11 protein-coding genes are annotated in these 14,523 nt (G+C 62.0%); 2 read left to right on the top strand and 9 right to left on the bottom strand.

Going from position 1 to position 14,523, the window contains the following annotated elements; all coding sequences use genetic code 11:
- Positions 1 to 107: 107 nt before the first annotated feature.
- The gene (locus PFZ56_RS02245; RefSeq protein WP_110596282.1) at positions 108 to 1,502 is read left to right on the top strand and encodes an MFS transporter; all 1,395 of its coding nucleotides are present in this window, start codon (positions 108 to 110) and stop codon (positions 1,500 to 1,502) included.
- Positions 1,503 to 1,511: 9 nt separating this feature from the next.
- A complete protein-coding gene (locus PFZ56_RS02240) occupies positions 1,512 to 2,021 on the top strand; it encodes a single-stranded DNA-binding protein (RefSeq protein WP_011063767.1) in 510 nt (169 codons plus the stop codon).
- A gap of 96 nt (positions 2,022 to 2,117) precedes the next feature.
- On the opposite strand, the gene PFZ56_RS02235 is transcribed toward PFZ56_RS02240, so the two are convergent.
- The 9 genes from PFZ56_RS02235 to PFZ56_RS02195 form a co-directional block, all read right to left on the bottom strand.
- Positions 2,118 to 3,170, bottom strand: coding sequence for a hypothetical protein (locus tag PFZ56_RS02235; protein WP_170002184.1), 1,053 nt, complete (start codon positions 3,168 to 3,170; stop codon positions 2,118 to 2,120).
- A 14-nt stretch (positions 3,171 to 3,184) separates the two neighbouring features.
- Positions 3,185 to 5,011: a hypothetical protein gene (locus PFZ56_RS02230; RefSeq protein WP_102882398.1), complete on the bottom strand. Its 1,827-nt coding sequence runs from the start codon at positions 5,009 to 5,011 to the stop codon at positions 3,185 to 3,187.
- 3 nt (positions 5,012 to 5,014) lie between these two features.
- A complete protein-coding gene (locus PFZ56_RS02225; RefSeq protein WP_110596279.1) occupies positions 5,015 to 6,301 on the bottom strand; it encodes a hypothetical protein in 1,287 nt (428 codons plus the stop codon).
- 13 nt (positions 6,302 to 6,314) lie between these two features.
- The gene (locus PFZ56_RS02220) at positions 6,315 to 7,262 is read right to left on the bottom strand and encodes a hypothetical protein (protein ID WP_110596278.1); all 948 of its coding nucleotides are present in this window, start codon (positions 7,260 to 7,262) and stop codon (positions 6,315 to 6,317) included.
- 66 nt (positions 7,263 to 7,328) lie between these two features.
- On the bottom strand, positions 7,329 to 9,755 hold the full coding sequence (locus PFZ56_RS02215) for a hypothetical protein (protein ID WP_170002182.1): 2,427 nt from the start codon (positions 9,753 to 9,755) through the stop codon (positions 7,329 to 7,331).
- Between the two features lie 12 nt (positions 9,756 to 9,767).
- Positions 9,768 to 10,955 carry a hypothetical protein gene (locus PFZ56_RS02210; RefSeq protein WP_170002180.1) on the bottom strand — a complete coding sequence of 396 codons (1,188 nt, stop codon included), beginning with the start codon at positions 10,953 to 10,955 and terminating at the stop codon, positions 9,768 to 9,770.
- Positions 10,934 to 12,379, bottom strand: coding sequence for an alkaline phosphatase family protein (locus PFZ56_RS02205; protein ID WP_170002178.1), 1,446 nt, complete (start codon positions 12,377 to 12,379; stop codon positions 10,934 to 10,936). Before PFZ56_RS02205 ends, PFZ56_RS02210 begins: the two co-directional genes overlap by 22 nt.
- The gene (eboE, locus tag PFZ56_RS02200; protein ID WP_170002176.1) at positions 12,369 to 13,607 is read right to left on the bottom strand and encodes a metabolite traffic protein EboE; all 1,239 of its coding nucleotides are present in this window, start codon (positions 13,605 to 13,607) and stop codon (positions 12,369 to 12,371) included. The genes PFZ56_RS02205 and eboE overlap by 11 nt, the downstream gene beginning before the upstream one ends.
- Positions 13,604 to 14,488: a TatD family hydrolase gene (locus tag PFZ56_RS02195; protein WP_170002174.1), complete on the bottom strand. Its 885-nt coding sequence runs from the start codon at positions 14,486 to 14,488 to the stop codon at positions 13,604 to 13,606. Before PFZ56_RS02195 ends, eboE begins: the two co-directional genes overlap by 4 nt.
- Positions 14,489 to 14,523: the final 35 nt, after the last annotated feature.

Below are 14,523 nucleotides of genomic sequence, written 5' to 3'. Positions count from 1 at the left end.
GCGGTGCTTTTTTGCTCGCTGATGGGGCTGCGCGGCAAAGCGTCGCCATATACCCCCTCAATCGATCGGACTGGTAGAATCGCCGCCGGTTCACATGAGGTTTATCCATGCACGATCCCCACAGCGAACGCATGAGTGGCAGCGAGACCCGCGCAGCGAGCGGTCTGGCCCTGGTGTTCGCCTTCCGTATGCTTGGCATGTTTATGGTACTGCCGGTCCTGGCGACCTATGGAATGGATCTCGCAGGAGCGACCCCGACTCTGATCGGCTTGGCGATTGGCGCCTATGGTCTGACCCAGGCGGTTTTCCAGATTCCCTTCGGCATCATTTCCGACCGTATCGGTCGTCGCCCAGTGATTTACCTGGGGTTGATCGTGTTCGCCCTGGGCAGCGTGCTGGCGGCCAATGCCGATTCGATCTGGGGCGTGATCGCCGGACGAATCCTGCAAGGTGCCGGGGCGATTTCCGCGGCAGTGATGGCGCTGCTTTCGGACCTGACCCGCGAGCAGCACCGGACCAAGGCCATGGCCATGATCGGCATGACCATCGGCCTGTCCTTTGCCGTGGCCATGGTGGTCGGTCCGCTGCTGACCCGCAGCTTTGGTCTGTCGGGGCTGTTCCTGGCCACGGGTGCCATGGCCCTGGTGGGCATCCTGATCGTGGCTTTCATGGTCCCGCGCTCCACCGGCCCGTTGCAGCACCGCGAGTCCGGCGTGGCGCGCCAAGCGCTGATCCCGACCCTCAAGCATCCCGATCTGCTGCGCCTGGATCTTGGTATCTTCGTGTTGCACGCCATGTTGATGTCGAGCTTCGTCGCCTTGCCCCTGGCACTGGTGGAAAAGGCTGGTTTGCCCAAGGAACAGCACTGGTGGGTCTACCTCACCGCGCTGCTGATTTCCTTCTTCGCCATGATCCCGTTCATCATCTACGGCGAGAAAAAACGCAAGATGAAACGAGTTCTGCTCGGCGCGGTCATTACGCTGCTGCTCACCGAGCTATTCTTCTGGGAGTTCGGCGACAGTTTGCGGGCGCTGGTGATCGGCACCGTGGTGTTCTTCACCGCATTCAACCTGCTGGAGGCGTCGTTGCCGTCGCTGATCAGCAAAGTCTCGCCGGCAGGCGGCAAGGGCACGGCGATGGGGGTGTATTCCACCAGCCAGTTCCTCGGTTCGGCACTGGGCGGCATCCTCGGCGGCTGGTTGTTCCAGCATGGCGGTTTGTCGGTTGTGTTCCTTGGATGCGCAGGTCTGGCTGCACTCTGGTTGGGCTTTGCTGTTACCATGCGCGAGCCTCCATATGTGACGAGCCTGCGCTTGCCGTTATCGCCCGAAGCGATCCGCGAAGCTGGTCTGGTTGAGCGCCTGAAAGCCGTCGCTGGAGTAACAGATGCCGTGGTGGTGGCCGAAGAGGCTGCCATTTACATCAAATTGGACACCGAATTATTGGATCGCGCGACGCTCGAGCAGTTGGTCAACTCAGCGCCGTCGCCGCGCGAAGCCTAGGAGAACGTTATGGCCCGTGGGGTTAACAAAGTCATATTGGTCGGTACTTGCGGCCAGGATCCCGAAGTTCGCTATCTGCCTAACGGTAACGCCGTGACCAACCTGAGTCTGGCCACCAGCGAACAGTGGACCGACAAGCAGACCGGTCAGAAGGTCGAGCGCACCGAGTGGCACCGTGTTTCGATGTTCGGCAAGGTCGCGGAGATTGCCGGTGAGTACCTGCGCAAGGGTTCCCAGGTCTACATCGAGGGCAAACTGCAGACTCGCGAGTGGGAAAAAGACGGCATCAAGCGCTACACCACCGAGATCATTGTCGACATGCAAGGCACCATGCAACTGCTGGGTGGCCGTCCACAGGGCGACCAGCAAGGCCAGGGCGGCATGTCCAACTCGGCACCGCGTCCTCAGCAGTCCCGTCCTGCTCCGCAGCCACAGCGTGAGTCGCGTCCAGCGCCACAGCAGGCCGCTCCGCAGCCGGCACCGGATTTCGACAGCTTCGATGACGATATTCCGTTCTGATCGCTCCCACGAGCGTTCAGCATCAACGAGAAAGGGGCCCCGTACAGGGCCCCTTTTTTATGCCGGACTGTTTCCTTTCAGGCGCTGGGATTGGGCTCAAAGTTGCACTCGGCGCAATCGACCGCTCAGGGCAACCACCTGATGATCCGGTGTGGGAATCGGCCGTCCACTGAGGCCCATGCCTTCGCTCACCAGCACCGCTCCCTCGACGCAGCACAGATTGGACGGTGTATCCAGTTCGTTGGCGAGCACTTGCACACTGCGTTGCTGCAGGTCGCAGCGCAGCAGCCGTCCACTGAAGCGGGCAAAGCCGCCGTGCAAGGTCTCGCCGGACCAGTCGGGCTGCAGGGGCTGCAACAGTCGGTCGCACAGTTCCAGCACCAGAATCCGCTCCTGCGGGTCCAGCGCCAGCCCGGTGGGTAATTGCAGCCCGCGAATCAGTACCTCGATCCTGCCACTCTCGGGCCAGACCCGGATTACCTGGCCCGCCTTGTCGGCGAAGTCGATGCCCTTTCGCGCCGGGTCACTGTGCAGCTCGCCAGAGAACAGGCTGATCAGCACCGCGTCGGTCTGTGGCTCATGCACCAGGGTCACGGGTACGGCTTCCTGGCCCTGATCCAGGTCGGGCAGTTGGGCCAGGATCTGCTCCTCACCCTGAGTGAACTCCACCAACTGGTTGGTATCGGGCTTGACCGCCAGCCAGCTCTGGCGCGCGGGGTGATAGCACAATGAGTTGAGGTTGCCGTGGCTGTGGAACAGCGGCTCGGGCGGGCTGTATTGCAGGTCCAGAAGCTTGGAACCGGCGACGTAATCGGTCTGGCTGGCCAGGTAGCGCCCGTCACCGAAGGCAATGTCCGACAGCCCCATGATTTCATCGCGCAGCATCCGCGACTGCATGTTCATCGAGCGAAAACCCTTGGCCAGAACCTCGGGTGGCAGGTAGGTGCCGGGGGCGTGAGGATCTGGTCGCAGGCGACTGATGCGACCGCTGAACGCTTGGTCCGGCAGGCCTGAGCCAGCTTCCACCAGCAGCAGGCCGCCATCGTTTTCCACGCAGACGCCGCGTGGGTTGAAGAGGCCTTCGGCGATGATGCTGCTTGGGCACAGCATCCGTTCCGGCTGGGCGGGAATGTGTAGAGCAACGGGCATGGTCTTCTCCTTGTTCAGGGCTGCCAGGGCGTGCCGTTGAGATAGGCGGTCAGCAGGGAGCGTTGGCTCGGCGACATCGAACGCACCACGGACATGTACAAGGTGGTGTTCTGGTACTCGGGGGATATCCGGGCCAGGATCGCCTGTTTGTAGCCCATCACCGCGTCGGGTTGATTGAGCTGGATGTAGCGCGACATGGCAGGGAAGGCCAGGTAATGAAAGCGCAGCACGTTTTGAAACGCCTGTTCCCAGGTGACGATGCTGCCGGTTGGAATGCCGAAGTCGCTCCAGGCGTACTTGCGGAAGTTGCTGAAGCTCTGGGTCAGAAGGTTGTTGTCGATGGTGTAGGTCAGTGTGGTGAAACCGGCCTGGGTATTGGAACCGGCGACGGGGACGACGTTGAAGCTCACCGAAGGTTGACCGGCCGGCACCGTTACCGAGTTCGGTAGCTCCAGGAAGTTCCAGTAGCGATTGGCTTGATAGGCGGCGGTCGCCGAGGCGTCGATGCTGATTGGCGTATCTTCCTGTACCGGTGCTCCCAGGTAACGGACTTGCAAGGTGATCTGCACGCCGCTGCTGTTGGGGTCCAGGTAGGTGTTGCGCTGATCGCTGTAGACCCGATACGGGCATTCGGGAGCCGACAGCGCCGGGTTGCGGGTGGTCCCGGGGGCACTGATGCACAAGGGCGTGCTCTGCACCAACTGTGTCTGGGTCGAGTTGAGCGGCACGTCGATGATGCCACCGTACCGGTAGTAGTCCTGCAGCAGCGGGTCGCTGGGCTCAAAGCTCGCCAGGGGCGTCGTTCCGGCCGCGATGGTGACGGTCCCGTAGTCGGCGTTGGGGCCGATGGGGCTGGTGATGTCGTCGCGTACAGCCCTGAACGTCTGCTTGGGGATCAGGTTGACCATGTCGATGCTCAGTTGCCCGTTGGCAACCTCGGCATAGGCAACGCTGTTGATGTTCAGGTCTTTGTCGGCATTGATGATTTGCCGGCCCGGCGGACAGATTTGCGGCTCATCGGTAAACGCCGTGGCCAGGGTGCCGATGACTCGGCCGATGCTCGGGTTCGGGCTGAACTGGTTGGCGGCGTAGTCGGCATTCAGTTGCTCGGTAGTCAGGGTCGGACACATTTCGAACATCACAAAACGCAGCACGATCCCAGTCGCGTTAGGCGCTTCGATCAGGGCCCTGAGTCCGGCACTTTCCTTGTTGTAGCTGACGATGCTGCTCAGCGGAAAGGTCAGTTGAAAGGTACCGCTGGCATGGAAGGAGCCCGGCGAGTCCATGGTTGCCGGCTCCAGCACCCGGGTGTTGAGGTCGAAACTGCTGCACACGGTATCCCAGCGAATCAGTAGCTCAGGCGTGTTGCCGTTGCCGATCTGCAGGCCTCCGACAAAGATCTGGGTCGTGGTGCTGGCTGTGGGGTCCAGGTCGACCATCATCGGGCCGGAGTAGGGCCCTTGTCCGGTGCCGGGTGTAACGGAGCCGAGCAGGTAGACCGGCTGGCCGACCATATCCCCTTCCAGCGCAATGTTGCCCGGGGTGCCTTGGGAACTGATCAACGCGTTGTGCAGCGTCACCACGTGTTCTCCGTAGTGGTTCCAGCCGCCGGCCGTGTACCGGCTGCTGGGGCCGATTCTCGGGTCCGGGGCGTTGATCAATTGGTACAGGTGCTCATCGCTGTAGGTCTTGGCCTGGTCCGCCACGGTCGAGGTGGTCAGGTCGAACAGCTCAAGGGACGTGGTGATGCCGTTGGGCAAGGTCGGCGAGTTGTTCGGCACGCTGACGTCGGTGGAGATACCGCCCCAGAAGTTCAGTCGGGGTCCATTCAATATGCTCATGTTCTATTCCTTATCCTTGGTGACGCTGCTGACCGGGGCTTGGGCGAATCTGAACAGGAAGGAGAAGTCGCTCTTGTACTGGCTGTTGAGCGGTGCCGCCATGGAGTGGCAGTTCATGCAGCTGCTGTTGGGCTGGATGTAACTTTCCATGGTGACGTTGGCCGAAAGCGACGGCGTTGGCTGCCCCAACGGATTGCCGGGGTTGTCCGGCGACTGTGGGCGTTGGGTGGTGATCAACTGGTAGTACTTGAACACGCTCTGCTGTACCTGCGGATCGCTCTGGTACTGGGTATTGATCTGCTGGGTGACGTCCGTGATCGGGGTGACCCGGTTCAGCGGGTCAGGGGTGCTGAAGCTGCTACCGGGTTTGGGCGTACAGACCATCTTTCCCGCCTGTTGCTGCCACAGGCACGGGGACTGGTTGAGGCTTTCGGCGGGCGCCTTGGCGTTGAAGTAGGAGTAGAAAATCCCCGAGGCCGGTTGGTCTACCCAACGGCCCCCCAGCTGGGTCTTGGGCGGCACGTTGTCGACCTGCTCGAAGGTCGACCAGATCCACTGCGGGAACCCCTCCACCTTGCTGATGATGTGCAGCCCCACCAATCCCAAGTTGGCCTCGGTGGTGCCATTGGGCTGTCCCTGACTGTCGAACTGGGTGACCAGTGCCTTCATCGTCAGATAGCGGCTGCTGTCGTCGGCGCTGGTGAGGATGCGCCAGCTGCTCTTGATCTCGCCGGCGTTGTTGGGAAAACCGATGTTCTTCGCGGCATCGACGACCACCGCGTTGTAGAAGTCGTTAGCGACGATGTAGTTGTAGGAGACCTCGTTGGCGGCGATGTCGTAGTAGGTCGGGTTGCCGCGCTGATCAATCAGCCAGCCGCCCACCGCCTGGTTGTCCGCTTGCACCACCTGAGTGTTCTTGACCGCGGCAATGTTGATCAGGCTGAGGTTTCTGCGGGGCAGTTGCGAGTTCCAGGGGCCCGGATTCTTGGCCCCGGGGAGGAAGGTCTCGCTGACGCTCTTGTAGGTCTGCCACACGGTATCGCCTGGGCTGCCCAGGGGCTTGCTGCAATCGGCCACTCCGCGCTGTCCCGCCTGGGCCGGCCAGTTCAGGTTGATGAACATCTGCCAGCTGTATTGATCGAAAGCCTGCTGCGAGGCGCCGGCGGCAGGCACCGTGGCTGTGGGTGGGCAGCTGGTTTGCGCCCCCGCTGCGCTGGGTTGCAGGGCGCTGGCTTGCTGGCTGCCCAGGCCAAGCAACAACAGGGCGGTGAAACGGCTCCAACGGTTCATGAGGCTGCTCCTGTCACTGCGGGGTGGGTGAAAGTTGGTTCCACTGTGGCCGTGCACCGTTCTTCAGCGATGGCGGTGGCGTGAAGAGCTGGCAGTCAGGCGGGTTGGCCGGGCACATCTTCGCCACCTGGTCCCAGGTCTTGGCCGGGTCCGGCTTTGCATTGCTCCAGTTGCGGTAGTTCTGGCTGACGATTGGCGCGTTGGCGACGCTGGCATCACCGGAGAAATAGAACGACTGCGGATGTTGATAGGCCGGTTGGCCCGGACCGTCGCTGGTGGCCTGCTTGTAGAAGGCATAGCCGAAGAGGATGGGGGGGCTGCCTTTGCCGGGTTTGAGCTCCAAGGCGTAGGCCTGCACGCTGCCGTCCAGATGCTGGCTGCGGGCGGCGCTGTAGGGCAGGTGCTTGATGAAGTCCCGGCGCGGCGGATGGTTCATGGGCGAGAACAGGCAGCAGGCCGGCATGTCCTTGGGCCGGTCCTCGGGGTAGGTGAGGAAGTAGGCCTTGTTACCCAGGGAGACAAAGGAGCAGGTGTAGTTGTTGTCCTTGATCGGGAAGATCGGCAGGCAGTATTTCTCGTAGTGCTCCATCATCGCCCCGGAGCCGTCGCCGTCGGCCGGGACATAGTCGTTGTCGTAGTAGCTGCTGCCCTGGGACACGGTGTAGTCGGCAGGTTGCAGGGTGCTGGGCGGGCTGCTGTAGGGCGGCGGGTTCTTCTCGTAGTTGGCGGTGACCCGGTACATGGTCCAGTCACTGACCCAGGTTGCCGGATAGAGCGGATCGGTCGGCTCGCCGGCCTTGCGCTTGATCACGCAGTTGTTGTTCAGGGCATTGCAGCCCTTGGTGTTGTGCACGCCCATGTTGAAGTAGACGTTGTCGGGGTATTTCTGGGCCCACAGTGTCTGGCTGGCGCACAGCAGGGTGGCGGCCAACAGCAGGCGCTTGAAGAAACTGGCGTTCATCTGACTCTCCTTTGCAAAGCCGGGCGACCCAGGTCGCCCGGTGTTCCAGTGCATGGCCGTTGCGGCTCAGCCTTGCTGATAGTCGTCGAGGTTCAGCGGGGTCGGCGGGTAGCCGGTGCTCACCAGGTCCTTGGCCCAGATTTCCAGCACCTGGCGACGGCTCTGCGGCAAGTCCCGGGTGATAGGCATGGCCAGGGTGCTGGCCTCCTGATACTCCTTGCTGATCAGTTTGATGAACTGCTCGATCGCGCCCTCGATGCGTTGCAGGGAGTTGAGCGGCATGTACTTGTTCATGATCGGGTAGAGGTAATAGAAGGGCTGGAGGATTTGCGGAAAGATGAAGCCGTTCCAGATCCGCACGTTGGCGTCGTCGAACTTGCACACGCCGTTCCAGTAGTCGATGAAGTCCTTGAGCATCTGCGGTTCTTGCGGCAGCACCCGCAGCGGCGAAAGGAAGTCGGTGAAGGCACCGGTGTAGGAGAAGCTGAACGGAATCCCTGTCGGATCGTCCTGGATGAAAAACCGCACAGTGGGGAAGCCCGGCGCCACGGCATGCACCGTCAACTGGGCAATGCCGTCGGCATTGGTCTGGATGCGGGTCAGGCTGTAGTTCACGGTGGCGCCCATGCCGGCGTCATTATCCAGTGTCCCGCTCATCGCTTGCGGGTTCTCGAACCTCAGGCAGGGCCTCAGATCGACCGCGGCCGGGGTTTTCAGGAACTCCTGATAGGTGATGGCGCTGCTGACCGGCTCATCGCACGCGGAACCCCTGACGATCATGGCACTCAGGCTCCTGCCACTGCCCTCCCTTAACAGGCTCGGATGCTGCGAACCGCCGATGAACTGGGGCATTCCCGGCTTGTTCTTGGCACGTGCTTTGGGATAGTCAGTGATCAGCACGAAATCCGCCGGGTTGCTGAACGCCAGGTAGTAGTTGCTGGTGGTCAGCATGAAGGCGTTGTTGTACTCGGCGACCCATAAAGTGGTGCCGGCCTGGGCGGGTTTGCCGTTGTTTTGCACCATGATGTTCAGCGTCCGGCTGTCACCGACGTCGATGAAGCTGCCGCTCTCGATGACTTCCGCGGTCCACATCTGCTGTTCGGCGGCGATGGTGTCCGTGCCCTTCAGGCGCAGTGCCAGGTTGCCGTTTTTCAACAGGGCCTGGGCGCTGGTATCGAGGGGCAGGTCCAACAGGCCGGAACGCTTGTCAAAGGCGCTCTGCTGATACTGCTCGTAGCTGACGCTGGTCAGGGGCTCGAAGTTGCCGCCCTGCTGGACCCCCAACTCAAAGTCGCCGACGTGGAACTTGGCGGCGACCGGAACAGCGTTGTTGCGGCCATCCAGATCGGGGGCGGCCGGACCGTCATGGACGTCCGGGTAGATCGGAAAGGTATTGCCCAGGTCCAGAGACAGCGTGTCGCCGTGGAGCTCGGCGCTGATCACGCCCAGATTGACCAACTGTTCATCCGCATGGATCTGCGTATCGTCCGGGACCTTTTTGTAGAAAGGCACCGAAGTCTTAGGCACGAGGCGCTGGCCGGCCGGTGCGGTGGGGAACTCATTGGCGAACCACAGGCCCAGGGTGCCGGCGGTGCGGCTGTAGGCCGGGTTGAAGAAGGTTTCGGTCGGGTTGTCCAGGCCCATTTGATAAAGCATCTGCAGCCTGGACATGTCCCAGGGCGCCTGGGAATGGCTGTTGACGATCTTGAAGTCGTTGAACAGGCCGTTCTTGTCATAGACCGTCAGGTAGGTGGTGAACCTGATCATCAGGCCCTGGGCGTTCTGACTGAGCATTTCATCCTGCAGGTTTTTCAACAGTTTTGAGTCGCCGATGACCCATTCCAGTTGGTCCTTGGGAAAGCAGGTCTGCCAGGTGGCAGTGACGTAGACCAGGCCGCCAAAGGCGCCCCAGTTGAAGTCGAGAAAGCGGTTGAGCATGCGGTACGTGTGTTTCAGGGTCAGGCCACAGGTGGCGTCACCGAGCACCAACTTGTCGAAGTACAGGGCGGTGAAGGTGTTCTGCCAGGGGCTTACGTCGACGAAGCGTGCGGCGGTCGGGGTCGGGTTGCCGAAGGAGTTGCCCAGCAGTTGGTAGGACTTGTTGATCAGCGGATCGCTGTCGATGTAGCTGTCGACCTTGGATTCCCCGCCGATGATCACCGAGCGCAACTGCTGGTAGTCCACGGTGCCGCAGGCGTTGTCGCCGAACAGATCCCACTCGGCGGGAATCATCGGGTAGTTGTTGGGATCGCCGTTGGTGGGCACCTGCAGCACGTAGTCCGGGACGTTCTTGTAGGCCAGCGGCGTGATGCCCCAGGGCATCAGCGTTTGCGGGGCATTCTTGTCGTTGATCCCGTACCGGTTCAGGAAAGGCCAGTTCATCTGCATCTTCACCGCGTCGTATAGCGGCAGCACATCGTTGTTGTTGAAGGTTGGCGGGTTCCAGAACATGAAACCGTTGAGGTAGATCCGTGGAAAGTTCAAGACGCTCATGGGCTGCTCTCCTTAGCGTTTCCACTGGGCGCGTTTGAGCGACCAGACGTAATCCAGTTTTTGATAACCGACGAAGTCTTTGTCCGGCAGTACGCTGGTGGGGTAGAGGATTCCGCCTGTGTGGTCGATGTTGAACGAGAAGAAGGTGTTCTTCTTCGTCGAATAGGCCGCCGTGCTGTGGCAGGCCAGGCACGATGAGGAGCCTTGGAACGCCGACTCCAGCTGGGAGTTGGCCAGCAGCTTGGGTTCGGCACGGTTCTGGTCGTACTGCACGCCGATCAGTTCGTACTGGGCCAGGTTCGAATACTGCTGCTGGAAGCTGGTGTTCACCGGTTTGGCCGCCTCGGTGGGGCCGGTGATGTTGGTCATCGGCTTGGGTGGGGTGTCATTGGTGACGGTGTACTTGGGATTGTTGCGGTTTTCGAAGGTGGTCCAGACCCAGTCCGGGGTCAGCTTGTTGATCACATGCATGCCGCTCAGGGCGGCGTAGCCCACCTGATACTGGCCCGTGCTGTCCACGTAATAGGCCTGGGAGATGTAGTACCCGTCCTGGTTCAACAGGGCCTTGAAGTCCTGGTCGGTGCCGATCCAGAACCAGGAGGTTTTCAGCTCCCAGGCCGTGTCCGGGAAGTCCAGGTTGCTGGTGAGCTTGGCCAGGCCATCGCGGTTGTAGATCTTGTTGGCGACGATGTAGTTGAAGGTGTCCTCGCCCATCAACAGGTGAAAGCGCACCAACTGTTCGTTTTTCGACGGTGGCACCGGTGGGCCGCTGCGCATTTTCAGAGCCAGGCCATCCACCTGCTGGATGCCGTTCTGCGGGCTGCCTGGCATGTCGTTGCCGAGAAACTGAAACAGTCCTTTGGGGTCCATGCCCTGCTTTTGTGCCAGTTCCGGTACTTCGCTCGGCAGGTTTTCATGGTCGGAGTAGGGCAGGGGCTCGGCCCCCTTCAACAGGTAAACCTGATCGGAAGGCTTGAACGTTTCCCAGACCCGATTGTTGTTGCGGCTGGCATCCGGCTGGTTGAGGCAGACAAACCAGTTCCAGGCCATGGTTTCCGGGCTCTGCTTGAACGTCGCCAGAGTGGTCGTGGGGTCGTCTGCGAAGGTCAGGAACTTGTTGCAATCGAAGGTGTTCGGGCTCTGTGCCTGAGCGAGACCGCTCAACACACTGAGTACCGCTATAGGGATGGTTCGCCGCATGGAATCTCCTTGGCTTGAGCCGTGTCGTCATAGGGGCGCCCTAGGAAATGCTCTAGGAGCAGGTGCTTTACCGCAGTGGCCGGCAGATGCTCCGGCAGTGGTAAATCGCAATCGGTGATCAATAGCGGTCCCATCTCATCGTTGCTCGGCAAGCGTCCGTGGCTGCCGCGAACCAGTCGGGTGTCCAGGGGAATCAGGTCCATGTAGTAGCGAAAGCCGAGCTTCTTCTGCAGCAGGCGGCGGGCGACCCGCAGCTTGGGAAAGCGGATCGCCGGATCGATGAACAGCTCCAGCGGGTCATAGCCCGGCTTGCGGTGGATATCCACGGTGCGGGCGAAGTCCGGGGCCAGGCGGTCGTCGAACCAGTAGTAGTAATCGAACCAGAAGCCCGGGGCGGCCACCGCCACCAGCTCGCCGCTGCGCGGGTGATCCAGCTGCCAGGCCCGCTGTTCGGTTTTATCCAGCACCTGCTCGATGCCCGGCTGGCGCTGCAGCAGGGCCTTGACCCGAGCAATGTCCCTGGGCTGGCGCACGTAGACGTGGGCGATCTGATGGTCGGCCACGGCAAAGGCGGCACTGGCGCCGGGGTCGAGCAGCTCCCAGCTCAGGGAACGGCGTACTTGCAGCAGGCCCTGTTCCCGTAGCACGCGGTTGATGGAGATTGATTGCTGCACCGCTTCGATGCCGTATTCGGAAACCAGCATCACCGCCGCGCCTTGTTGCTGGGCAAAGTCCAGCAGGCGCCCGACTTCATGGTCGATGGCCCGCACTTCGTCGCTGATGGAAGGATGCTCGGGCCCCAGGCGTTGCAGGCTGTAGTCCAGGTGCGGCAGGTAGATCAGTTGCAGGTCGGGGCGACTGATCTGGAACTCGGCGATGGCGCAGTCGACGATCCAGCGACTGGAGGCAATGCCCGCCGCCGGGCCCCAGAAGCCCGGAAAGGGAAACTCGCCAATCTGCCGTTCGATGCGTTCGTGCAGCCCGGGCGGTGACGAGTAGAGGCCGAACATCTTGCGCCCGTCGGCCGGGTAGTGGGGGCGTGGCGTAATGGCGGCATCCACCTCGGCGTACATGTTGAACCACCAGAACAGCTGGCTGCAGCGCAGGCCGGGGATCTCACGTTGCAAGGTCTGCCAGACCTTTTCACCCTGGATCAGCGCATTGGGCTGCAGCCAGAAGCGCACTTCGGCCTGATCGCGGAAATACCAGCCGTTGCCGACAATGCCGTGTTGCGAAGGCGGCAAGCCGGTGAGGATCGAAGCCTGTACCGTCGAGGTCACGGCCGGGAACACCGGGCGCAGCCGGGCCATTTTGGCCCGTTGCAGCAGGGCGTTGATCCGCGGCGTGGCCGGGCCCAGCAAGCTGGGGGTCAGGCCGACCACGTTGATCAGCAGCAGGGGCTGGCGCAGTGCTTCAGAGGGCATGGGCTGGCGCCTCCATGGGGGACGATTGCCCATGCAGCAAGTGCCGCTGGCGCAACTGTTGTTCAACCCACTGCAGCTCTGCGGCAATGCCTTGGAGCAGGGCTTGTTCGGTGTCCGGACGCAGGGTGCCGGGCAGTACGTTCCAGCTGTAGGTCTCGACTTCCAGCACCGGCTGGCACTGCGGATGGGCGGCGAGAAAGTCGAAGGTGCGCATCAGGGCCTGCTGGCTGCCGTTGAGCTCCGGCAACAGGAACTGTTCACTGAACAAGGGCACGTGAAAGTGAATGCGCAACTCGGGGCACTGGCCCTGCACCGGCTCTACCGCCTGCAGTGCCTTGGGCAGGTCGGCCCAGGCTAGCAGTTGGCCTTTGCGGTCACGGGCTTTCACCTGATGCAGGTAGGTGGCTTCGGCGAAGTTGCCCAGGGCCTGCAGCACCTGCTCGCGGCGTGCCAGGTCCGTCACCGGCAAGTGACAGATCAGTGCATTGGACAGTTGGATCTTGCCCACCGGAATGCGCGCCTGCAGCAGCCGTTGCAGCGATTGGTAGCAGTCCTCGAAGACCACCGCCTGGTGGCAGACGTCGAAGCACAGCGCCAGGTATTGATGGTGGGGATCGGTGGCTTTCCAGCGCTGAAAGAAGGCGATGGCCTGATCGGTGTTTTCCAGTACGCAGTCCGGCTCCATCTCCAGGCACAGCAGGATCCTCTTGCCGCTGCGCCGATGCAGGCTGGCCAGCCCGGCGGTCAACTGCAACAGCTGGGCCTCGGCCTGTTGTTGCTGGGCGTCGTCCCAAAGGGCCGCATAACCCAGGGGCACGCTGGAAATCACGCCCTGCTGGCAGTCCAGGGGCAGGGCGGCGGCGAGCAACTCCGCCAGTTGCAGGCTGTATTCCAGGCGTTGCGGTTCGGCCCAGGTCGGTCGGTAGACCTCGGCCTTCACCGCACCCTGATGGAACTGACCGTAGGGAAAGCCGTTGAGGGACGTCAGGCGCATCCCGCTGTCGTGCAACAGCCCGAGGAAGGATTCGCGCACTGCGGGCTGCTGCAGCTCGGCGGCCGCCTGGGCGCTGATCCACAGGCCGCTGTCCTGCACCGCCAGGCCACGCTGGCGGCGCACCCCCTGGAAGTGCTGGAGGATCGAGCTCTCCAGGCCGGCCACGTCCCGCGCCGGGTGCACGTTGCTGCAGTAACCGATCTGCGCGGCGCTCCAACCGGCCCGGGCGCTCATTTGACCACCGGTTCCTGGCCGCGCAGGGCGGAGTTGTCCTGCCATTGGCGACGCTGGTCGATGGGCAGCGGGGTGCTCACCTGTTGCTTGTCGAGTTGTCCGCTCTGGGCGAAGAAATCCACCGGGTTGTGGAACAGCACCTGTTCCACCTGGGCTTCGCTGAATCCGGAGGCGAGCATGGCCTGGCCGGTCTTTGGCACCTTGAGCGGATCGCTGATGCCCCAGTCGGCGGCGCTGTTGACCACCATCTTCTCGGTGCCGTACTCCTTGAGCAGGGCCACCATGCGCTGCTCCGACATCTTGGTGTTGGGGTAGATGGAGTGCCCGCGCCAGCAGTCGCTGTCCAGCACTAGGGGCAGGGTCAGTTCGTTGAGGTGATCGATGATCACCAGATGCTCGGCGATGCCCACTTCACGGATCACCGCCAGGGTGCGCTTGGTGCCGCCGATCTTGTCCCGATGCGGGGTGTGCACCAGCACCGGCAGGTTGAACTGCTTGGCCAGCTCCAGTTGTGCGGCGAGAAAGCGGTCTTCCTCGGGGGTGATGTCGTCGTAGCCGATCTCGCCCACCGCGACCACACCGTCCTTGACCAGATAGCGCGGCAGGATCTCCAGCACCTCGTTGGCCACCGACATGTCATTGGCTTCCTTGGGATTGAGGCCGATGGTGCAGAAGTGGTGAATGCCGAACATGCTGGCGCGAAAGCGCTCCCAGCCCAGAAGGGTGTCGAAGTAGTCAATGAAGCTGCCGACGCTGGTGCGCGCCTGGCCTTGCCAGAAGGCCGGCTCGATCACCCCGGTGATCCCGGCGGCGGCCATGTTCTGATAGTCGTCGGTGGTGCGGCTGACCATATGAATGTGCGGATCGAAGTACTTCGGCATGGTGAGTCCCTGATGCAGTGGTAGAGAAAATTGAG

Origin of the sequence: Pseudomonas danubii, assembly GCF_042980055.1 — a bacterium.
GTDB classification, from domain to species: Bacteria; Pseudomonadota; Gammaproteobacteria; order Pseudomonadales; family Pseudomonadaceae; genus Aquipseudomonas; species Aquipseudomonas danubii.
The sequence above is the reverse complement of the archived record's forward strand: the minus strand, read 5'-3'. Positions and strand labels throughout refer to the sequence as shown.